Here is a 624-nt window from a genome sequence, read left to right as displayed (position 1 = left end):
AAAAATGGAGTAAAATACTCGCATGTCTGGCATCCTAGCGCAGGGTGCCAGATTTCAGTTATGGGGTACACCTTAAAACTGTGCGCTTACGATGAAAATCAGCTTGATGAGCATTATGCAGAGTTTTTTCAGGTTATGAACTTTCTTTTTGATGATGAAGTCAAAGACATTAAATTTAAGGAAGTGTGGAAGAATTATTCCCATGCTCTAAGTGAGTTGAAGGCAGGGGACAGTGCAATTATCCGTATGAAGGAGCTGGCAGAAAATGCCATGTATCAGGGAGTCAGCAGGACAGAGCGTATATCTGTCATGGATTCCGGTGATTATACGGATGACAGCAGCGTGAAGCATCATTTGCAGATAGATGAAAATGACATAAACTCCTATATACAGATGTCACGATTGTTGTCAAAAACGGATTCAAATCATTCTTTACCGGTAGATTATGCAAAGAGCTGTCCGTATCTTATGTCCTTTATGAAGAAATATAAGATTAAAGAGCAGATTGAAAAATATTATATAAAACATCCAGATGGTCCTATGTCAAGATTTAGTACAAATTAAAATGAGAAGTTCTGCCTGCTAAGCAGCAGACAGTAACATACCCCTCTCATACAGCTTTTC

Annotated in this window: 1 pseudogene; it reads left to right on the top strand. The window is 38.6% G+C overall.

The features are described from left to right. Window positions 1–564 (top strand): annotated as a pseudogene (locus ACTNDQ_RS15425) (hypothetical protein); the annotation flags it as partial. Between the last annotated feature and the right edge of the window lie 60 nt (window positions 565–624).

Source organism: Blautia massiliensis (ex Liu et al. 2021) (assembly GCF_052064225.1).
In the GTDB taxonomy this organism is placed as follows: Bacteria; Bacillota; Clostridia; order Lachnospirales; family Lachnospiraceae; genus Blautia_A; species Blautia_A fusiformis.
Note: the sequence above shows the minus strand (reverse complement) of the source record. Positions and strands in the feature narration are given on the sequence as shown.